15 protein-coding genes are annotated in these 17,990 nt (G+C 47.9%); 1 reads left to right on the forward strand and 14 read right to left on the reverse strand.

Going from position 1 to position 17,990, the window contains the following annotated elements; all coding sequences use genetic code 11:
* Position 1 precedes the first annotated feature (1 nt).
* The 3 genes from CI960_RS10810 to CI960_RS10820 form a co-directional block, all read right to left on the reverse strand.
* A complete protein-coding gene (locus tag CI960_RS10810) occupies positions 2-3,511 on the reverse strand; it encodes a TonB-dependent receptor (RefSeq protein ID WP_005856464.1) in 3,510 nt (1,169 codons plus the stop codon).
* A gap of 170 nt (positions 3,512-3,681) precedes the next feature.
* A complete protein-coding gene (locus CI960_RS10815; RefSeq protein WP_005856462.1) occupies positions 3,682-4,680 on the reverse strand; it encodes a FecR family protein in 999 nt (332 codons plus the stop codon).
* Between the two features lie 85 nt (positions 4,681-4,765).
* Complete coding sequence (locus CI960_RS10820) at positions 4,766-5,314, reverse strand: RNA polymerase sigma-70 factor (RefSeq protein ID WP_005856461.1); 549 nt, start codon at positions 5,312-5,314, stop codon at positions 4,766-4,768.
* Positions 5,315-5,528: 214 nt separating this feature from the next.
* Here CI960_RS10820 and CI960_RS10825 point away from each other — a divergent pair, with 214 nt between their 5' ends.
* Entirely contained in the window at positions 5,529-7,073 is a 1,545-nt protein-coding gene (locus CI960_RS10825; RefSeq protein WP_005856459.1) for a HAMP domain-containing sensor histidine kinase, read from the forward strand.
* A gap of 116 nt (positions 7,074-7,189) precedes the next feature.
* Here the strand turns inward: CI960_RS10825 and CI960_RS10830 are convergent, their stop codons facing one another.
* The 11 genes from CI960_RS10830 to CI960_RS10880 form a co-directional block, all read right to left on the reverse strand.
* Positions 7,190-8,272, reverse strand: a complete 1,083-nt coding sequence (locus CI960_RS10830; protein ID WP_005856457.1) for a dipeptidase — start codon at positions 8,270-8,272, stop codon at positions 7,190-7,192.
* 40 nt (positions 8,273-8,312) lie between these two features.
* Positions 8,313-9,416, reverse strand: coding sequence for a D-TA family PLP-dependent enzyme (locus tag CI960_RS10835; RefSeq protein ID WP_005856455.1), 1,104 nt, complete (start codon positions 9,414-9,416; stop codon positions 8,313-8,315).
* Between the two features lie 3 nt (positions 9,417-9,419).
* Positions 9,420-9,893, reverse strand: a complete 474-nt coding sequence (locus CI960_RS10840; protein WP_005856453.1) for a RidA family protein — start codon at positions 9,891-9,893, stop codon at positions 9,420-9,422.
* A gap of 41 nt (positions 9,894-9,934) precedes the next feature.
* Entirely contained in the window at positions 9,935-10,456 is a 522-nt protein-coding gene (locus CI960_RS10845; RefSeq protein WP_005856451.1) for a DUF4833 domain-containing protein, read from the reverse strand.
* 18 nt (positions 10,457-10,474) lie between these two features.
* Positions 10,475-11,794 (reverse strand): gluconate:H+ symporter, encoded by a 1,320-nt coding sequence (locus tag CI960_RS10850; protein ID WP_005856449.1) that lies wholly within the window; start codon positions 11,792-11,794, stop codon positions 10,475-10,477.
* A gap of 63 nt (positions 11,795-11,857) precedes the next feature.
* Positions 11,858-12,949 (reverse strand): ABC transporter permease, encoded by a 1,092-nt coding sequence (locus CI960_RS10855; RefSeq protein WP_005856447.1) that lies wholly within the window; start codon positions 12,947-12,949, stop codon positions 11,858-11,860.
* A 3-nt stretch (positions 12,950-12,952) separates the two neighbouring features.
* Positions 12,953-14,038, reverse strand: coding sequence for an ABC transporter permease (locus tag CI960_RS10860; protein WP_094582346.1), 1,086 nt, complete (start codon positions 14,036-14,038; stop codon positions 12,953-12,955).
* Between the two features lie 3 nt (positions 14,039-14,041).
* Positions 14,042-14,776, reverse strand: a complete 735-nt coding sequence (locus tag CI960_RS10865) for an ABC transporter ATP-binding protein (RefSeq protein WP_005856443.1) — start codon at positions 14,774-14,776, stop codon at positions 14,042-14,044.
* An 86-nt stretch (positions 14,777-14,862) separates the two neighbouring features.
* Positions 14,863-15,768: an ABC transporter ATP-binding protein gene (locus CI960_RS10870; RefSeq protein ID WP_005856441.1), complete on the reverse strand. Its 906-nt coding sequence runs from the start codon at positions 15,766-15,768 to the stop codon at positions 14,863-14,865.
* A complete protein-coding gene (locus tag CI960_RS10875) occupies positions 15,761-16,651 on the reverse strand; it encodes an HlyD family secretion protein (protein WP_005856439.1) in 891 nt (296 codons plus the stop codon). The genes CI960_RS10870 and CI960_RS10875 overlap by 8 nt, the downstream gene beginning before the upstream one ends.
* A 27-nt stretch (positions 16,652-16,678) precedes the next feature.
* Positions 16,679-17,965, reverse strand: coding sequence for a TolC family protein (locus tag CI960_RS10880; protein ID WP_005856437.1), 1,287 nt, complete (start codon positions 17,963-17,965; stop codon positions 16,679-16,681).
* Between the last annotated feature and the right edge of the window lie 25 nt (positions 17,966-17,990).

Here is a 17,990-nt window from a genome sequence, read left to right on the forward strand (position 1 = left end):
TTTAGAATGTAACTGACAAACCAAAACTAACACTCTTCAATATCGGATAGCTATATCCATTACCCGACGTACCCTCCGTTAAATCCCGGTCAGAACCTCTGACCGCCTCAACGTCTAAGTCTTTAGAATATTTATAGAAAGGAGACCAACTCCAAAGATTCTCGCCCGAGACGTATACCTTGGCATTCTGCATCCTTAGTTTCGAGATAAAGCTCTTCGGCAAAGTATACCCTAACTGAATATTCTTCATACGTATATAGGCGATATTCTGTAAGTAACGGGTTTGTTTCAAGTTCAACTCGGCATAAGGCTCCTCAGAGGAGTATCCTCTCAAACGGGGGAAATAGGTATTCGGATTCTCCTCCGTCCAGATATTCCCCAAATGAGATTTAGGCATATCATTATACGGACGATTATACATACCCCAGAAATAAGAGGCTTCCGATCCCGGCCACCAATCTTGTTTACCTACACCTTGGAAGAAAGCGGAGACGAAGAAGTTATTCCAATCACCGCTCAAATTGATACCATAGATGAAACGAGGCTCGCTATTACCGATTATCTTCTGGTCACCCGGATTATCCACCGTATTGTTTCCATAATCAATCACGCCATCGCCGTTCAAGTCCTTGAACTTGATATCGCCCGGAAGCCATTGTCCAGCCGTAGCACCCGCGTAGAAATAGGGTTGTTTAGCGTGGCTATCGATATCAGCTTGCGAGGTAAAGAAACCTTCAGTCTCGTATCCCCAGATCTCACCTACCTTCATACCCTCGTAATAGTAATCATCGCCCAGTTTCTTTTCCGGGTTATTGTATTTATCAATCGTTGACTGGTAATCGGCGAGCGTGAAACGAACCTCGTAATTGAACGGTTTACTTGCCAACTGGAATTGATCCCGCCAAGAGACACTCAACTCAAAACCTTTTGTCGTAAGATCCGCATAGTTACCTTTCGGCACATCCGTACCGAACACCGCCGGCAATGACATACCCACCGTAAACATATCGGTTGTTTTCCGTTGATAGATATCGCCCGAGAATTGCAAACGGTTCGATAGGAAAGCAAAGTCCAGACCAAGGTTCAAGGTCGTAGATTTCTCCCAAGTCAAGCCCAACGGAATAACCGCCGGCTGGCCCGTATACTGCGGACGTATGCCATTCAACACCAAACTGGATTGCTTGATCTTAAATAACTCTTGGAATGAGTACGGATCAATATTACCATTACCCAAGGAACCATAAGAGGCACGTACCTTCAGATTCGAGAAGATTTCCTCGGGAACCTTCCAGAACGGCTCTTGCGAAACCCTCCAACCCGCAGAGACCGATGGGAAGAACGCATATTGAGAATCCGACGGGAATTTGGAAGAACCATCTAACCGACCATTCACTTCCAATAGATAACGATCATTAAAGACATAATTCAAACGGAAGAAACCTCCGGATATACGCCATTTGGAATAACCACCCTCGGTATTAATCGTTTGTCCCAAGGCCATATTCAAATCCTCGGCATCATCAAAGATCAATCCGTTTCTCAATACCTTTACATTCTTCATACGGGATTCCTCGTAGTTATATCCTACCATCGCCTTGAAATAATGCACTTCTTTAAAGGTATCCTCGTATTCTCCGTAAATATTGCTAGCCAGATAACTAGTCGTCTTATTCGTATTCTGGATATCATTCTTGGAAGAACCTACGTACTCAATCACACCCGGACGGCGGCTGAACGGCACCGGTACCCGGATCTGGGTTTGGTCGTTGTCATTGTTCTGGAACGTAAAATCACCTTTGATACGCAATTTATCCTTCAAGAAACTAGCCGTAGCGCTCACCGTATTCTTCAAGATCCTTTGCTCGGTATCGATACCATTCTTTCCGTACCAGAAATCACCAACCGTATAAGCGGCAGAGTGCGTCAAGGTACCATCCGGGTTAAACATCGGAGCCAAAATATGCCCCTCATCCGCGATATTACGCCAGATACCGCCACCTTCACCTACATTCAACGGATTATGATAAGTCATGCTGGAATACTCCAAATTGTCCTCCACCTTCAACCAATCAAATACCTGCACCGCTCCTTTCGCACGCATATTGAACAACTTATAGTCGTCCGTATTATATCGGAACAATCCATCTTGCCCATAATAACGGCCCGTTACATAGAAACTGGTCTTGCCGCTACTTCCGGACACGGAAATATTATGATCCGTAGCGAACGTAGATTTCTTATACAATTCCTTGTACCAATCCGTATTTCCATAATATACATAATCCCCATTCGGACCGATCTCTACCTCCGGTAATCCCGAGATGCCGGAACGACGCTCCAGTTCCTCCAGATACTCCTGAGAGAATTTCAAGGTCTTATTAATGTTCTGTGGAGTTTGGGAATAATCGTAATAAGCGCTCCACGCCTCATTAAAGTATTTAGCGTATGTATATCCATCGGTAACGACATCCGGTACCTTCGTCGGAGATTTCATCGTAAAATTACCCGAGTACGTCACGGAAGTCTTGTCCTTGGACGGATTCTTCGTCGAGATTAATACGACACCAAATGCGCCTCTCGCGCCGTAAATGGCAGCCGAAGCCGCATCCTTCAAGACAGATACACTGGCGATATCATTCGGGTTCAACATACTGGGATCACCCTCCACGCCATCGATCAATATCAAGGCGCTACCCTTTTGTCCGATAGAGGTCGTACCACGTATATTATATTCCGCCGTACGATTTGGTTTACCATCTGTCATCGAGATATTCAGATTAGGGATCGTACCTTGAAGCGCTTGGGTAACGTTTGAGATGGAACGGTTATCGAACACCTCACTCGTCACTTGTTCCACCGCACCCGTCAGATTCACCTTCTTCTGGGTACCGTAACCAACCACGACTACTTCATCCAATTTCTGGGTATCCTCACGGATCGTCACGGTCAGCTCGCTCTTCCCTTTAACAGCGATATCCTGAGGCATAAAACCGATATAAGAGACTTGCAAGATATCATTGTCCGAAGCCTCCACCGAGAAATTTCCATCCATGTCCGTTATGGTACCGTTCGTCGTACCTTTCACCACGACATTCGCCCCGATTACCGGATCACCCAAAGGATCTAGTATCGTACCGGTTATCTTGCGGGAAGGTTTACCGGCTGACGCACTTGCATTTTGTCTCGGAAACAAAGCGATCTGCTTACTGGTGATCTCAAAAGAGAGGTCCGTGGTCCTTAGCATTGAATTTAAGGCAGACTCTATAGGCTGATTCGAGACGTTCAAACTTACCTTTTGAGTCAAGTCTATCTTGTTACCGTCATAAAAGAACGTATAACCGCTAGCGACCTCAATCTCATGGATCGCCTCTTTCAACGGTAGGTTCGAAAATGAAACTGATATCTTCTTGTCGACGGCTTCAACAGCTAACAAACGTAAAGAAAAGAATAGAAGAAAGAATATCGCATACAAACAATTTCTTCCTTTCACAAATTGTCTTTTATTATTCATATATTTGCGAAGTATTTAAAGTTAACATCCTTACAGCTTTAGACAAACGGCCAAATTTGAACAAGCTGTAATTAGATTTTAATTTGGATTAGGGATTTGTCCCCGAAAGGCTTAAGTTACCGCTTAAGCCTTTTTTGTTGTCTTATGTCATTGGGATAATCTCATAGGCATTACTTTTTAGAAGGTTCAACATGCATTATTTGTACGTGATCATCCTCGTCGAACGTATAAGCGATCGGGTTTATGCGCGACATGATCCGTAAGATCACTTCCAGTGACTCATCCTTGATTGTGAACGTATAGGCTTGTGAATCCGGGATGGTAGGATCTACCTCGATCTTAACATTATACCATTTCTCCAGATAACGAGTTATGTACCGTAACGACTTCGCCTCAAACCGCACACTCTCGCTTGCCCAGAAAGACTCGTAAAACATATCGGCGGAGGTTATATTCAAGGTCTTATCCCTTTTATTCAAAGCGGCGATCTCCCCCGGATACAGATAAGCCTCCTTACCTCCGGCCTCCAAAGAGACTGAACCCCGGAAAAGGGTCACCCGAATGTTTTCTTCCTTTGGATAAGAGTTCACGTTAAAGCAGGTACCATGTACCTTTACTTTCACCTCCGAGGCCAAGACCACGAAAGGATGCCGGTTGTCTTTCGTCACGTCAAACAGGGCCTCGCCGTTCAAAGCCACTTCCCGGTTCTCCATGAAATCTGCCGCATACTCCAAGGTAGAACCGGAGTTCAACCAAACAACGCTGCTATCCGGCAATACGATCCTCGACTTACCGCTTAAAGCGGAATAAGACAACTTATTGGAATAAACGGCCCGGTCTCCTCCAGTATACAAGAAAGAGAAGGTCAACGAAATGATCAATAATATGGAAGCCGCGGCTACCGCCATACGGAATTTCCAGATAGAGACGACTTTAGGAGCCTTGTTCTCTTGGGACATACGACTTTCCAGTTGTTGCCAATAAAAAGCGGTATCCGGCGTATAGGATGAAGCCTCCTCCCGGATCTCTCTCCATAATCCCTCTAGTTCTTGATATAAATGAGCATTCCCTTCCCCTTGAAGCCATTCCTCGAACAACTTCTCACCTCTCTCATCTTGTTCATCCTTCAGACGAGATATAATTAATTGCCATGGTATATGTTTATTCATGAAGTGCCATTTTCTAGTGTGACACATCAAATGACGATAACCCTACATAGTTTTCATTATTTTTTTTAATCTTGTGGAAATAAAATCACCATAAGTAGTGATAGGCATCCCCCAAATAGGCCCGGATCTGTTTTAACGCTCTGGAAATATGCCCTTCCACGGCTTTAACGCTTATATTCATTTGCTCCGCTATCTCCTTATTTGAAAGGTTGTCCATACGGCTCTTATTGAATACATCACGGCATTTCGGGGGAAGGGAGAAAATAGCCTCATGAATCAGGCGTTGCAACTCTTGAGTTTCTAATGTCTCGTCATTCTCGAAACGTTCCAAAGAGGAAAAATCGTCCGTTGAGATAAAACGCTCGTTATCTCTTAGGTAATTCAAGGCCCTATTCCGTGCGGACTGGAATAGATAGGCTTTCAACGTGATCTGGATTTGTAAGGTCTCCCGTCTTTCCCAAAAGCTGGCAAAGATATCGACTACGATATCCTCGGCGGCTCCCGGTTTCTTCATATATAAATGTACGAAGCGGCATAAAGGAGTGAAATATAACTCAAACAGATGTTTAAAAGCCAGTCTATCACCAGCTTTTATCAGTTTTAGAATAAACAAATCGTCTATAGTTTTATCCATTATTCCATCTCCCTTAGCGTCAAGATATTTGCAAACATAGACATAAAAAATCAAATGGCAATAACTCGATAAACTTTAAATAGATTCATTCTACTTGATCGAGCCTCCTTGAGAGAATCGCATCTATTTGTAATATCCCGGTTATTTTCCCCAGATATATTTTGCTTTAATCCTAGTAAATACATATTTTTACTTCAAATTAAAATTTTAAGTTATGAGGATCACTTATCTTTTACTCTCTCTTGTACTTTGTCTCTGTCCGGTCATGCAGGCGCAAAATACGACGAATCAATTTATGACACAGGCACAAAGCAGCCTGGAAAAAAAAGACTACACCAAAGCTCGTTATCTTTTTTTACAAGCTTACAAGAGCTTATCCCAAAAAGGTGATTACAAACAAGCGATCGATGCCGGTACGCAGGCGGCTTATCTATATTATCGCGAGAATTATTACCAAGAGGCATTCGATCTTTGCCGCCAGATGAACCAATTCATCTTAACCGAGGAACAGAAGTTGCAGAAATCGCTCTATGAGCAACGCTTCCAAGTAACGAAAGAGCGGTTGGAAATGTATATTAAGCTAAAGAACGCCGCCCAAGCGCAAGTTCAACTCAATACATTAGATAATCTGGCCAGCCAAGCGGGCGATGAGAAGTTATCGAACAATTTATTATATACCCAAGCAGGTTATTATTATACGTTCGGGCAAAACGAGCAGGGGGATGCTGCTTTCCAGAAACTGATCAACCAGTATAAGGAGAAAAAAGAATATGAGAAGGTGAACGATTGCTACCGGAACCTGATCTCTATCGCTCGTAAGGCAAACAATGCCCCACTGATGGAACGTACCTACGACAAATACATCGTATGGACGGATTCCGTAAAAGCTCTTACGGCAGAGGATAAACTAGGGGCATTACAACAAAAATACGATCAGAGCCTACAGACAATACAGGAAAAAGACGATAAATTGTCTGTTAAGCAATATATGATTGTCGGACTTATCACATTCGTGGTAATCCTGATAGCCGCCTTGCTTTTCTTGGGATTCCTTCTATTACGCTTTATTGTGCTGAACAAGAAATTAAAGAAAATCATCCAGACGACAAACGAGCATAGCGAACAACAAGCCCAATTCATCCAAAACATATCGGTTCAGATGGAGCCTACCTTGAACAAGCTTAGCGCATCCGCCAAAGAATTACAGGCGGTAGCTCCGAAGCAGGCCGAGGATGTATGGACACGGGTAGAGGCTTTGAAACAGTTTACGGTTCATATCCAAGAGCTTTCCTCCTTGGAGAATACGTTGATGGAACCGTATGAGGTTAGTTCTTTTAATGTAGGAAACTTCAGTAAGAAAATCGTGGAGAAGGTTAAAGGGGATATTCAGCCGGAGGTCAATCTCGTAACAGACGTGCCCCAATTGGAGATTAAGACGAACGCCGAGCATCTGGAGCAAGTCTTATTGCATTTGTTAAAGAATGCCGCATTATATACTTCCAGCGGTAACATCCGTCTGGAATTTAAACGGAAAGGCGCTCATGTTTGCCAATTTATCATTACCGATAATGGTACAGGCATACCGGATGATCTAAAAGAGAACTTATTCAAGCCATTCAATGAGGCGAAGGATCTAGCGCAAGGCGATGGTTTGGGATTACCCATCTGCGCACTGATGGCTAGTAAATTAAACGGAACCCTATCTATCGATAAGGAATATAAGAAGGGATGCCGGTTCGTCTTGGTATTGCAGATATAAAATAGACTCACCGTGTTTGTCTTTTTACCGCGATGCGGATGCAGTGACGCTGCAATCCAGGTTGCAGTAACACTGCATCCACATCGCGGTATCACTGCAACCCGGGTTGCAGTAGCTTATTCCGGCAAATGCTTCCGTAAGAACTCAATCCAGTTACCAGAGGCGATACGGTTGATAGCATCGTCCGTAAAGCCACGGTATTGAAGGATCGGGAATATCTTTTGGAGATCGGCGATCGTTACTAGGTCATACGGGCATTGCTCCGTACCGAAAGCACCATCCAGATCACTGCCGATAGCCACATGGTTCGCGTTTCCAGCCAATTGGCAGACATGATCGATATTGTTCGCCATAATCTCCATACCACAGTTCATGCCTCTTGGAGTAGACTCGCCTCGCACCCAGTTCGGTACCATCATCCAAGCGTCTAGGGCGATACCGATCACGGCGCCACGCTCTATCAACGCCTTGATCATCTCGTCGCTAAACTGACGGTTGTGATCTACGAAGGCCCGACAGTTGTTATGGCTCGCCCAAATCGGTCCCTTATACAAATCCAACGCATCCCAGAAAGCCTCATCACATAAATGGGTCACGTCAAGAATCATACCCAAGCGATCCATGGTACGCAACAACTCTTTCCCCATGGCATTCAGATGACCGGTAGAATCCGTACCGTTGGCATACCTTCCGGGGCCGTAATGTGCCGGGCCAACCGCCCTCAAGCCATAAGCATACGCCCTTTCCACATGATTCACCGTGATGAACGAGTCGGCGCCCTCGATACTTAATACATAACCGATCGGCTTCTTGTCGGCGGGTTCACCGTCTTTCCAAAGAGCCAGATGCGCTTCCAAGGCCTTCTTATCCCGGATCATGACCATCTGGCCCTCCTCTTCCATCGCCTTATACCAAGCGAGTTGGCCTTGGGTCTGCGCCCAAGCTTGTTCCGGGGAATGCCAACCGGGAAGTGGATTATCCGGCCCTACATAGCGACCGATCTGGGTGGCGACTACTAACCCGACGTTTCCTTTACGCAGTTCCTCAAACGATATAGTGGCGTTTCCACGGTCGGGCTTATCGGTCATACCGATTTCTCTCCGATTGATTTCTTTTAGGGGTTCACGCAAATCCCGATTCCACTCCAAAGCGTTCATGCTAAGGTCGAGATGGGCGTCGATAATAAATGGCTTATTCATTTTATTAATTGAGAGTTGATAATTGATAATTTGATTACCGTTAATAGGTGATGCGGCGTGAACGGGCAATGATAGGCCATTCGCCGATCGCCTCACGATCCCGGATCACATAAGCCTTGTCGTATAAAGCGACCGTAGGACAAATATGAACGGGAATGCCATAGAATACGGAACCTAATGGATAGAGCCGACTGTCCGGGACTTCCAAGACCAGATGCTCCTCGCTCTGGGAGATAGGTTTCGCCTCCGGATGGTTCAAGAAAAACACACGGGGCAAAGGACTTTCCGAGGCTACCGCCTTGTAACCAAGATCTACGCAAACATGATGCTCATCCAGCACGGAAATGGCCCGAGTCATCAATAAGGCGGCTACCTTGAACGGCATATCCGGATAAGCGTTTCCATACCCCCAATCCCAGAACACAAACGTGCCGGGACTGCATTCGCAATCCTTCCGCTTCGCGTACATCGGGAATGTAGGAGTACCTCCCATCACCTTTACCAATGGATAGGCAAACTTGCGGGATATCTCCCGGAACACACGTTCGGTCAAGGCGTACGCTGCATCCGCGCCTTGGCAACGTACCGATAGCTCCGCGTCATGTATATGTCCGTCGTAGCCATGCAACCCGATAATCTGCAGAGACTTCAGCGGCAGAATGGCATCCACCAGCGCCTCCGCTCTCTCCGGGAGGACTCCGGTACGATTCATTCCCACGTTCAGATCGATAAAGACATCCAAGGTGATATTCCCGGCCTCGCAAAGAGCCGAGATCGCACGGGCATTCTCCGCTTGATCTACCAAGCAGGAGTAATGGGTGGCGGGATATGCCTTTATCAAATCTAATAAGCGGGAAATCTTCGGACCTACCGGCTGATAGGCTAATAATACATCTGGGGCATTCATATGCCCCAGCATCTCGGCCTCGGCAATCGTAGCGCACTTGAACTTCCGGATTCCGGCATCCAGCAGCATGCGGGATACCTCAGCCGCCTTATTCGTCTTCACGTGCGGACGAAGCCGGTTCGTATCGCCTATGATCCTCTTGGCCAACTCGATATTGCCGGAAATACGATCCGGATAGAACGCCAAGGCAGGCGAGTCTATCCGGTCTACATTACTTATGACGTACCAATCGCCCATGGCTTATTCGTATAATTCGAACAGAGCCTCTATCTCTACAGGAATATTATCGGGAAGAGAACCGAATCCTACGGCGCTACGGGTACCTACACCGTTATCCGGCCCCCATACGGCGGCGAACAACTCGCTACAGCCATTGATCACATAAGGATGCTTTCCGAAATCGGGCGTACAATTTACCATACCCAATACCTTGATCACTCTCTTTATCTTGTTGAAGCTACCAAGGTTCGCCTGGATGGTCGCCAACATGGTAAGTCCTACTTGCTGGGCGGCGAGTTTGCCTTCATCCATCGTCAAGTCCTTACCGATACGTCCGATGATCAAGGACTTATCATTCCGCACAGGCCCGTGACCGGAAAGATACAGGTATTTACCATCTATCACACAAGGCTTGTAAACTCCGGCCGGAGCCGGTGCGGGAGGTAAGGTCAACCCTAATTTCTCAAAATTCTCATCTGCGTTAATCATGCTCATAATTTCTTTCATTTATATGATTAGTAAAAAAATATATTGGTCTATTTCCTGACTCTTTCCGTTACCGGTTGATTCGTGGCGACAGAGATTCCTTGTAGCTCTACATACTCGACGCTTAAAGGATTCTTAGAGCTGGCTTTAACGTAGAGGGATTGGAGAATCGCCTGTTGGTTGTTGATCGTTATGTAGCATACATAGCGGGAATCACGTTTGGTAATCGTCAACTGGCGGGAGGGATAAGCGGTCAATGAGCACACACAAGCATTATCACTCGCCGAGATCAGTTTATACCCATAAGCCATTTTCCGTTGTATATAGCTCAAGCCATTGGTTTCCCCCGGATGCTTTTCCCGATTGACCCAATAAACGTTCAAGGGATCATGTGTATCCAGCTTACCATCCCTCAGATTCACATCGTAACAAACCAAGTTCTTATTCACGCTTCGTGCTATATGAAAAAGCCTCCCGACCGTTGGATAAGTACCTTCCTCCGGGTCCGCCGCAAACGAGGCGACGAAAGGGAAAAGCATAATAACGATACTAAGCAACCATCTCTTTCTCATTGCTCAATCATTCTTTTATTATACAATCATATTTAAGATCATTACCCCGATCAATCCTACAACCGACACGATCGTCTCCATGATAGACCATGAGCAGATCGTATCCTTTATGCTTAGGTTAAAATATTCCTTGAACATCCAGAAGCCGGAATCGTTGACATGCGAGAACATCAAGCTACCCGCTCCTAAAGATAAAACCATCAAGTTCGGGTTCGCACCCGTTTGCGTAACTAAAGGCATCACCACGCCCGCCGCCGTCAACGCCGCCACCGTAGCCGATCCCACGCACAAACGGATCACGGCAGAGATCAACCAACCCAAGATCAACGGATGAACGGGCAATTGCTCTAGGCTTGTCGCCAGCTCATTGCTTACCCCGCTATCCTCCATGATCTGCTTGAAGATACCGGAACCCGCGATGATCAAAAGGATCATAGAGATATCTTTCACGGCCTCCCCATAGACTGCCATAACCGACTTGATACTACGTCCCTGCCGGATGCCCAGCGTATATGTAGCGAACAACAAGGCGATCAGCATTACAATGGAAGGAGCACCAATAAAAGAGACTATCCCGCTCGCCATCTCGCCCATATCCTTAAAGCAATAAGGAATAACCGTCACGATAATCAGTAAAAAGACAGGCAACGTAGCGCTGATAAAACTATTCGCCTTGCCCGGCATGCTATATCTCCCGCTATCCTCTTTCTGCTCGAACAACGTGACCGGACCGGATTTTATATGTTTCAACCGACTGCCGAACACCGGCCCGGCGATAATGATAGCCGGAATCGCCAAACATAAACCGTAGATCAGCGTAAGGCCGATATTCGCGTTGAATTGTACCACCAAGGCTACCGGAGACGGATGCGGGGGCAGGAATCCATGCGTCACGGACAACGCCGCCAACATCGGCAACCCGATATAGACCGCCGGAAGCTTGTATTTATACACGATCGAGAAGATCAATGGCACCAACAACACAAATCCGATCCCATAAAATAACGGAATACCCACGACAAAGCCTGTCACCATCAGCCCCCATTGTATATGCTTAGTACCAAAAAGCGACACCATCACGGAAGCGATCTTCTGTGCCGCTCCGCTCTCGGCCACCAACTTGCCTAGCATAGCGCCTAATACGATAATCAACGTCAACCCACCCAAGATACTCCCGATACCGTTATTCACCGAGTCCGGCAGCTTCTCCAACGGAATACCCAAAGCGATGCCCGCCAAGATAGAGGAGATCAGAAACGCGATGAAAGCATCCACCTTAAAGTAGGATATCAAGACAATCAATAAGGCCAAACAAAGTACGACAATGATAAATGACATGTTTTTTCGCTGTATTAGTTTATAATCCGTAAACGGGATACAAAGAAAACATTTATTTCCGAACTACCCCTTTTTACGATAACTAATTACCGCTAACAGATTAAAAAAAACAGCAAATAGACAGACAATCACAAAATGTCCCCGTAAATCGGCAAAGCCGCTCCCCTTTAAATAGACCATACGCATCACATCCACGAAATAACGCACCGGGTTCGCCAGCGTGATCTTCTGCGCCCATTCCGGCATACTGCTGATCGGCGTGAACAATCCGCTTAGCAAGGCGAAAATGATCAAGAAGAAAAACGCCGTAAGCATCGCTTGTTGCTGCGTGGACGAGAAGGAGGAGATCGCCAAGCCAAATCCCGTAAAAGCGATCAAATATACGGCGGCGAACAAATAGATCACCCCGAAACTCCCCTCCGGCACCAAGCCGTAGATCAGCCAAGCGATAAGGATCGCCACCGTCAGCAGGACAAAGCCTATCACCCAGAAAGGGATCAGCTTCGACAGCAGGAACAGGGACTTGGGTACGGGCGAGACGTTTATCTGCTCGATCGTCCCTTTCTCCTTCTCGCTCACGATATTCAAGGCGGAGATCGATCCCCCGACAATCGTCAGCAAGAATACCATGATGCCGGGAACCATATAGATCTTGTAACTCAAGTGGGGATTGAACAGGTTAATCGAAGCCACTCCCCTGCCCGATCCCATAGAGGCGAAACCTTTCTCCCTATTGAAATCCTGTATAATCGAGGAGAGGTAGGAGCTACCCAAGCCGCCCTTAGTTCCGTTCACGGCGTTAGCGGCGATCATCACGTCCGCCCTGCCCTCCTTCCCCAAGTCCCGCTCGAAATCAGAGGGGATTTCCAGAATGATATCGGACTCATTGCTCTCCACCGAGGTCAGCGCCTCGTCGTAACGATCCGACCGGTCTGTCAGGCGGAAATATCCGGAGGATAGTACCTTATCTACCAATTGCATGGAGGTGACGGAATGATCGTTGTCCACGATGCTAAGGTTAATATTTCGCATCTCGAAATTAGCGGCGAAAGGCAAGATGATCAACTGCATGATCGGGATGATGAAGATAATCTTCGGCATGAACCGGTCCCGACGGATCTGCTTGAACTCTTTCTCTAACAAATATCGTAACATAGCTTATAATCGTATTTTAAAACGTTTCACACTCAAGAATACCAGCACGACCGCCATGAACGACAGTATCCCGATCTCCTTCAAGATCGACACGGCGGGAAGCCCCTTGATCATCACGTCCTTCACGGCGATGATATACCATTTGGCCGGAACGATATGGGAGAACCATTGCAGGATATCCGGCATATTCTCTATCGGGAACATCATGCCGCTCAACAACATGATCGGAAGCATCAAGGCGATACCGCTGATCAACATAGCCGCCTGCTGGGTATCGGCTACCGTGGAGATCAGCAGGCCCAGGCAGAGGGATACGATCGCGTACAGGATGGACACGGAAACCAGCAACAGCAGGCTGCCTTTTATCGGAACGTCCAGCAGGAAATAGGATAGTAGCAAGATCGTAGCGATATTCACCATACTCAGCAATAGGTATGGGATCGCCTTGGCTAGAATGATGTAGATGGGTTTCAGCGGGGAGACCAGCAGGACTTCCATCGTTCCCATCTCCATCTCTTTCACGATGCCGATCGAGGTCATCATGGCGCATATAAGGATAAGGATCAAGCCCATCACGCCGGGAACGAAGTTGTAGGCGCCTTTCATTTGAGGGTTGTAGAGCAAAGTGGTAACCGGGGTCACGGCTTTACCCTCAACCGCCGACTCTCCTTTCAACTGCTCCGCAATGATCGCCGAGCAATAGGCGATTAGCTGCGTGGCCTCGTTCGGATCGGTAGCGTCCGCCAAGACTTGTACTTGGGCATCGGCCGTGGAAGCGTACCCGGGGGGGAAGACAACTATGACGTGTACCTTTCCTTGCCGAAACAAGGCCCCGGCATCCTCATAGCTATCGACGGTCGTATACAGCTCGAAGTACTCGCTGGCATTCAAGCGGTCTGCCATCTTCAGTGTCAGCTCATCCCGGCTTTGGTCGAAAATAGCGATCGGCACACGCTTGATCTCGGTCGTGATGGCATATCCGAACAAGATGATCAGGATGACGGGCATGAGCAAGAGGATCATTGTCGTGCGTGCGTCCCTGAAAATGTGATAGAACTCCTTTCTAACAAAGGATATGAATTGTTTCATCGTTTATTCTCCTCTCGTTGCTTTTCGAGCCAAGGCGTGGAAGACTTGGTTCATATTCGTTGTCTTAAAATCCCGCTTCAAGGCGGAGGGACTGTCTAACGCTTCGATCTTTCCGTCTACCATGATGGAGACACGGTTACAATACTCCGCCTCATCCATATAATGGGTGGTGACGAAGATCGTAATCCCCCGGGCGGCGGCCTCATAGATCAACTCCCAGAACTGGCGGCGGGTGACGGGATCGACGCCTCCGGTAGGCTCATCCAAGAAAACGATCTTGGGATCATGGATGATCGCCACGGAGAAGGATAGCTTCTGTTTCCACCCCAAGGGCAGGGAATCGACCAAGGTATTCCGCTCCTTTTCCAGCCCGAGGATATCCAGCAACTCATCCGTTTTCTGGGACAGCTGCCGTTTAGACAAGCCGTAGATACCGCCGAAGAGACGGATATTCTCCCATACCTTTAGATCGCCGTATAGGGAGAATTTCTGGCTCATGTATCCGATATTCCGTTTGATGGACTCGCTCTCCCGGTAGACATCGAAACCGGCTACCCGGGCCTCGCCGGATGTCGGGACCGACAGGCCGCAGAGCATACGCATGGCGGTGGTCTTCCCTGCCCCGTTTGCCCCGAGGAAGCCGAATATCTCGCCCGGCTCCACCTCGAAACTGATATGATCGACGGCGGTGAAGGTGCCGAAACGCTTGGTCAGTTGTTTTACTTCTATCGCTTTCATTTTTTATCCTTATTTCATAATTACAATGTCGCATTTTTCCGCGATTCAACCACGCACCCGACGCAAGGCCCCGCATTTCCCCTCTCTTACAAGGCCATGAAACAATCCTCAACGCTTGGCTCAAGGCGTTCGATGCTTACATCTGCGTAACCTTTGCCTTTCAGATATTCCTGTAATCGCCTCATGACATCCTCCCCATCCCTCCTCAACGTAAGATGATGAGCATCTCCAAAAGCGAAACACGAGTTTGTATCCGGGAACTCCCGCAAGTCTCCCAACAACTTATACATCGACGCGCATCGCACCGCGTATAGCCGCCTATCGAATGAGGTACGGATACCTACCGGCGTATCGATAGATAGGCATTCCCCAGAACGCACCAAAGCGATACGGTCGCAACGGGAGGCCTCATCCATATAAGGCGTAGAGACAAGTATCGTAATGCCTTGCCGTTTCAGACGATCCAGCATATCCCAGAACTCAGAGCGGGAGACAGGATCGACCCCCGTCGTAGGCTCATCCAAGAACAAGACATCCGGACGATGGATCAAGGCGCAACTCAAAGCCAGCTTCTGCTTCATACCACCGGACAGCTTCCCCGCCCGCCGATGCTTGAACGGCTCTATCTGACTATAGATATCCCGTACCAGATCGTAGTTCTCCTCGATCGTCGTATTGAAGACCGTAGCGAAGAAGTTCAAGTTCTCCTCTACTGTCAGGTCTTGGTAGAGCGAGAAGCGGCCGGGCATATATCCTACCCGCCGACGGATCTCCTTCAAGTCTTTCACCACGTCCAAGCCGCAGACAGAGGCGGTACCGCTATCGGCCAGCAACAACGTGGTCAGGATACGGAACAGGGTGGTCTTTCCCGCCCCATCCGGACCGATTAACCCGAACAACTCACCAGAGCCGATCTCCAGCGACAGATCCCGCAGGGCCTCGACATCGCCATAACGCTTGGTGATATGATTTATATGAATCTCATTATTCATATTTAATCTCCCCATATTGCCCGATCTTCAGATAACCATCGTTGCGGACGGCGATCTTGATGGCATATACCAAATTAGCCCGTTCGTCCTTCGTCTGGATACCTTTCGGGGTAAACTCGGATTTATCGGAGATCCACGTGATCGTACCGGGGTATTCCCGGCGATCATTCCCATAGTCGGCGAAGACCTTGAGAGATTGCCCTAGTTTCAGGTGGGATAACTGATCCGCCGTCACATAGGCGCGGAGATAAAGCAAGTCCGTATCGGCGATCTTGTAAAGCGGTTTGCCTGCCGCCGTCACCTCTCCCGGCTCGGCGTATTTCACCAATACCGTACCGGTCTGGGGATTGAGGATACGGCTTTTCATCAGTTGATCATCCAATTGCATGATCTGGTATTGCAGGCCTTCCGCCTCGGCGTCGGCACCTCCCGTCGTCTTGCTTAAGGAGGAGTATTGGGCATCCAGTTGTTTCTGAAGATATTTGATGTTATTCACGATATCGTCCAGTTGCTTTTGGTTACCCGCTTTCGCACGCACCAAGTTTTCCTGTCGCTGTTGCTCGGTCTTAGCCGTGGCGATTTGTTGTTCCAAGACAGCGATCTGCTTACGGATATCCGGCTTGCGAATATCTACCGAGCGAAGGCTGGCAGAGAGTTGCATCTTCCGCAGAAAAAGCTGGGTGCTATCCACGTAACCCACGATGGCGCCGGCATCCAAGCGATCGCCCTCCTCGATATTCAGTTCCATGATCTTACCGTTGGCTTCCGAAGATACCAATATCTCGGTTGCCTCAAAGGTGCCGGAAGCGTCAAAATCATTGTCTGTATTACCGCAAGCCGTCCATAGAAGGCTGCATAAGCTGATAAAAATCAAATGTCTCATAAATTAATTGTATTTGTCATACTCTATTTAATTCGTTGTATACATATAATTATAAATGGTCATCAAGCGCTGTACACGGTGCGCTGCGGCGGTTTGCCGGGCCATGTCCTCGGCGTTGATCTCCCGGATCAGGTCCGTGACGGAAATCACGCCATTCTCCAGCTTCACCTCCGCTGCCTGCTTGATGCTTGTTCTCAGACGGATGATATCGTCATCGGCACGCATCAAGTCCGTCATTTTCTTTATCTCTGTGTTTTGTTGCAAAAGTTGCAGGCGGGTATTGAACAAGAAGGTCTCCCGCTGCACATCGATCTGGCGACGGCTTACCTCGATCTTCCTCCGGTCGTTCTTCAGCGTGTACAACTTCCCCAGATTCCAAGAAAGACGGACACCGGCCACATAATACGGCTCGAAACTATCCTCCAGCATGTTCAAGCCCGGCCGCCCGTAACCACCTTGTACGAAAGCTCCGATACGAGGCATCAAGCCCGCCGTTACCTGCTTGTTTTGCGTCTCGATCCATTCGCTCTTAGCATCCAAGGCCCGTAATTCCGGACGGTTGATTTGCGTGGACAATGAACGCTCGGGTGACTCCGGAGTCTTCAAGACGACTTGATCCGTCAGTGGTTTATTGATAAAGGTCGCCAACATCTGCCGATATACCGTACGAGACGCTTTTAGCTCAATCTCATTTTGGCGGGCATTCAGCAGTTCCACTTCCATACTTTCCAGATCCGATTGATTCGCCACGCCATTCTCCATCATCGCCTCGATACGCTCGATATTGACCTGCAACTCCTTTTGGAGCAAAGCGTTCTGACGTATCAACTCGTCTTGCAGCAGGCAACCGAAGTAGATTTGATTCACCCGGTCGTTCAGCGCATACAACTCACTTTCCAATTGCTCCCGGTTGGCGATCGCCTCGGCACGAGTCAAGGCACGGGCCGAACGGGTGCTACCGCCGTCCCAAATCGTCTGGTCCACCTGCGCCACGACTTGATACTGATCCTTGCTCAAGCTAGGGATCTCAAAGCCGGGAAGAAGCGAGGAGATCTTATCGCCATCCAAAGGCAACTTCGTCACGTCGCTCTGATAGCTTGCCTTACCGCTTACCGAGAGCTGGGGAAGCCAAGCCTTGCCCACATTGCTCAAGCTATAACGCTCCGTCTGATCGATCAAACCCATTTGATGAATCTGTGGATAATTCGCCCTCGCCCATTCGTAACATTGGGTGATCGTGACCGATTCCTGTCCGCTAACCCTTCCGGTATAACCCAACAGGCTAATTAACAATAATACATATACACCTCTCATATACTCTATGATATGTTTATTAAAT

It is taken from the genome of Parabacteroides sp. CT06, from assembly GCF_002257605.1.
In the GTDB taxonomy this organism is placed as follows: Bacteria; Bacteroidota; Bacteroidia; order Bacteroidales; family Tannerellaceae; genus Parabacteroides; species Parabacteroides distasonis.